A 3,915-nucleotide genomic window follows, 5' to 3' on the forward strand; every position below is an offset into this window, starting at 1 on the left:
CATGCACACGCTGGACATGCTGGCCGACGATGTGACGCTGGTCCCAGCGCCGATCTTTCATATCGGCGGCCTCAACGTCACGATGCTGGCGGCGTTCCAGAAGGGAGCGCTGGTGGTCCTTCAGCGCGCCTTCGACCCCGGCCGCGCGCTCGCCGACATCGCCGCGCACAAGGTCACGACGATGTTTGGCGTGCCGGCGATGTTCCTGTTCATGGCGCAGCATCCGAACTTCGTGGAGACAAACCTCTCATCGGTCCGCGTGCTGATCGTCGGCGGCGCCCCCTGCCCGATTCCGGTGCTGAAAACCTATCTGGCGCGCGGGGTCATGATGCAGCAGGGTTACGGCCTCACCGAAACCTCGCCGATGGTGAGCTTTCTTGCGCCGGAATATGCGCTGACCAAGGTCGGCTCGTCCGGCCGGACGCCGATGTTCGTCGAGGTCAGAATCGTCGATTCCGACGGCCGCGAGCTCACGGCGGCGAGAGCGCAGGGCGAGATTCTGGTGCGCGGGCCGAACGTGACCAAGGGCTACTGGGGCCTGCCCGACGCGACCGCCAAGGCGATCGACGCGGACGGCTGGTTCCACACCGGCGACGCCGGCTTCTTCGACGAGGAAGGTTTCCTCACCATCAGCGACCGCATCAAGGACATGATCATCACCGGCGGCGAGAACGTCTATCCGGCTGAGATCGAAAGCCAGCTCATGCGCCACCCGGCGATCGCCGAGGCCGGTGTGATCGGCGAGCCCGATTCGCAGTGGGGCGAGCGCGTCGTCGCGGTCGTTGCGCTGAAGCCGGGACAGTCGCTGACGCTCGAGGAGCTGCGCGCCTTCGCGGAAGCGAGCCTCGCCCACTACAAGCTGCCGAAGCGGCTCGAGATCGTGTCCGCGCTGCCGCGCAACGCGACGGGGAAAATTCTGAAATACCAGCTTCGGCAGACGTTCGCGAAGGCGGGAGGCGCGGCGGCGCAGCAGTGACAGGCTTGCTCGAAGCGCACGGGGTCGGCCCGGGCAACTGGGGGAAAATCGGGTCGGCGCGACCGCGAATGTATCAACAATAGTAGTTCGCTAACTGATCTGCGGCAGCAGCCTTCGGCTGACCTTGCCGTTCGGCGTGTGGGCGATCTCGTTCACGAACACGATTTTCCGCGGGCGCTTGTAGACGGCGAGATGCGCCGCGCAATGGGCCAGCAGTGCCGCCTCCGCCGGCGCTGTCTCCGGCTTTGGCACCACGAAGGCCGCGATCACCGAGACGTCCTCTGACACCTTGCGCTCCGTCACCGCCACGTCGGCGACGTCGGGGTGGGTCGCCAAAACCTTCTCAACTTCGAGCGGCGACACCCGGTAGCCGAAGGCGTTCATGATGTCGTTGTTGCGGCCGCGGTGCCAGACATAGCCGTCGGCGTCAAACTCGGCGAGGTCGCCGCCGAGGAACCACTCGCCCCGATAAGCGGCCGCCTCCTCCTCCGGTCGGTTCCAGTAGCCGAGCATCAGGCCCGGATCACTGCGATGGACAGCGAGGAGGCCGACCTCGCCTGGCGGCAGGGGGTCGGTCCCGCCCTCGACCGCCAGCGCGGCGACGCGCCGTCCCCGCTGCGGCCGGCCCGGCGAACCCGGCCGGATCGCCTCGCCCGGCCGGCTCGAAATGTAGGTCGAGATCTCGCTCATCCCCAAGGCCTCGTAGAGCCAGGTCCCGCTGGCCTCGCGCCAGTGGGTGAGCAGGTCAGGCGGGAGCGCCTCGCCGGCCGTGACGCCGTGGCGCAGACGCCCGAGGCGCTGGGGCGAGGGGTCCCCGTACTTCAGCAACTGCCGGTAGACGCTCGGCACCGCGGCGAAGATCGTGGCGCCGGTCGCCTCGATCAGCCGCGGCCAGATCGCCGGGTCGCGCGGGCCGGCATAGAGCGCCCCCGTGGCGCCGCGCGCGAATGGGTCGAGCACCCCGACCCCGAGCGTGTAGGTCCAGTTGATGTTGCCCGCGTGCAGGACGACGTCGTCCTCGTCAAGCCCGAGCCAACCGTCGGCCATCGGCTCGCGGCCGATCACGACTCGATGCCCGTGCAGCACGCCTTTGGGCTCGGCGGTCGAACCGGAGGTGTAGACGAGATAGACCGGGTCGTCTGGCGCCGTCTCCGCGTATTCCGCCGGCGGGCCCTCCTGGGCGAGGCGAGCCACATCGGCGCCGTCGAAGACGCGCATGTGTCCGAACAGCGCGCGCTCGGCGGGCTCGGCGTCGCCGAGCACGATCGCGGAGGCGCCCGAGTCGGCGGCGACCGCCAGCGCCTCCTCGGCCGTCAGCATGAGCGAGGCCGGCTGGGCGACGCAGCCGATCGCGGCGGTCGCGAAGATCGCGATCACCGCTTCGACGTCGTTGGCGGCGCGAATCATCACCCGGTCGCCCTTCTTCAGCCCGCTCGCGAGGAAGCCGCCGGCGAGGCGCCGGACCTTCGCGTCGAGCTCCGCGTAGGTCCAGGAGCGAAGCGCGTCGGGGCTGTCGGCGATGATCAGCGCGATCTTGCCGCCGCGCATCTGCGCCTGTCGGCCGAGGCAATGCCAGGCGAGGTTGAAACTTCCGGCGGGTAGCGGCATGGATCAGTCCGGGATGAGCGGGAATTCTGACGCCGCGGTCGCGGCCGCTCAAGCCTTTTCGACCGTGGTCCGCGCTATGGCCGAGGCTGCGGGCGCCGCAGCGCTTCGTCGTCGCCGTTGAGCAGCGCCCTCGAGATTGCCCGCTCGCGGCCAACCACGATGGTCACGAACTCGCTGGACCCCCCGCGCATCGCCCCGAAGGCGGAATAGCCACGCTCCAAAAAGGCCTGCAGTTCACCGAGACCGGCGAGCCGCGCAGGCTTCCGCATCAGTTTCAGCGTCATGCCGATGAAATGGATATGGGTCAGCCTGTCGAGCGCCATGCCGAGCAGCTCGATGAGGTCGATCTGGCGCGCCCGGTCCTCGGCGCGGTCGATCGCCCGGTAGGCCGCCGCGTAGGTCGCCTCGTCCAGGGTTTCGGCTTTGTCGCCGAGCGTCTCGACCATCGCTTCGTCCAGGCTTTCGGAGATCGCGTTGAGCTCCATCGCGTGCGCGACCGTCGCCAGCCCAGAGTCGGGCAGGACGTTGGTCATGACCGGCACGATGCGGCGGACCTCCTCGATATGGCGGCTGAGATCGGTTGGCCCATAGAGGTCGTTGAGGAAGAATTGAGCGGCCTCGTGAAAGCGGCGGCTCTCCAGCAGATCCCGGTGCGTGCGGGCGAGCCGTCCCGCCTGCCAGACGCGGAGCAAGACCCGCTTCCCGTTGAACTCGGGGTCCTCCCGGGTGCGCGCCCGCAACGCCTCCGAGCGGTCGAGCTCGGTCAGCAGCAGGTCGCGATACGTATCCTTCGTCATCGCAAGTTATTCTATCCCGAATCGAGTAGGTCGATCGCCCTAAACATGCCCGAACCGCTTTTTCCCCGCGCGCAAAAGCGCTAGAACGATGACGCATAAGGAGAAAACGATGAGCCATAGGGAGCGCATGTCGTCGGTCGATACGACCTGGCTGCGGATGGATCGTCCGAACAACCTGATGATGATCGTCGGCGTCTGGATGCTGGAAGCGCCGGTAGACATCGAGCGTGTCGAGAACCAGATCGTCGAGGGGCTTCTCGGCTACCGCCGCTATCGTCAGATGGTCGAGCGCACGCCGACCGGAATCTTCTGGCGCGACGATCTCAATTTCGACCTCAGTCACCATATTCGACGCGTCCGCCTGCCGGGTCGCGGCGGCAAGCAAGCGCTCGAACGCCTCGCCGGCGAGCTTGCCTCCGAGCCGCTCGATCCCAACCATCCGCTCTGGACCGTGCACTTCGTCGACAAATACGAGGGCGGCGTTGCGGTGATCTTTCGCATGCATCACGCAATCGCCGACGGCATGGCGCTGAT

Annotated in this window: 4 protein-coding genes; 2 read left to right on the plus strand and 2 right to left on the minus strand. The window is 67.4% G+C overall.

Annotated features, from left to right (window positions below):
- Positions 1-976: AMP-binding protein (locus ACLP25_RS20840; RefSeq protein WP_442471062.1), on the plus strand; the 976-nt coding region annotated here is incomplete at its 5' end.
- Positions 977-1,066: 90 nt separating this feature from the next.
- Here ACLP25_RS20840 and ACLP25_RS20845 read toward each other — a convergent pair.
- Complete coding sequence (locus tag ACLP25_RS20845) at positions 1,067-2,584, minus strand: acyl-CoA synthetase (protein ID WP_442471063.1); 1,518 nt, start codon at positions 2,582-2,584, stop codon at positions 1,067-1,069.
- A gap of 74 nt (positions 2,585-2,658) precedes the next feature.
- A complete protein-coding gene (locus tag ACLP25_RS20850) occupies positions 2,659-3,381 on the minus strand; it encodes an FFLEELY motif protein (RefSeq protein WP_442471064.1) in 723 nt (240 codons plus the stop codon).
- Positions 3,382-3,490: 109 nt separating this feature from the next.
- Here ACLP25_RS20850 and ACLP25_RS20855 point away from each other — a divergent pair.
- Positions 3,491-3,915, plus strand: a 425-nt coding sequence (locus ACLP25_RS20855) for a wax ester/triacylglycerol synthase domain-containing protein (RefSeq protein ID WP_442471065.1), incomplete at its 3' end; no start/stop codon positions are given.

Origin of the sequence: Roseiarcus sp. (assembly GCF_052145395.1) — a bacterium.
In the GTDB taxonomy this organism is placed as follows: domain Bacteria; phylum Pseudomonadota; class Alphaproteobacteria; order Rhizobiales; family Beijerinckiaceae; genus Roseiarcus.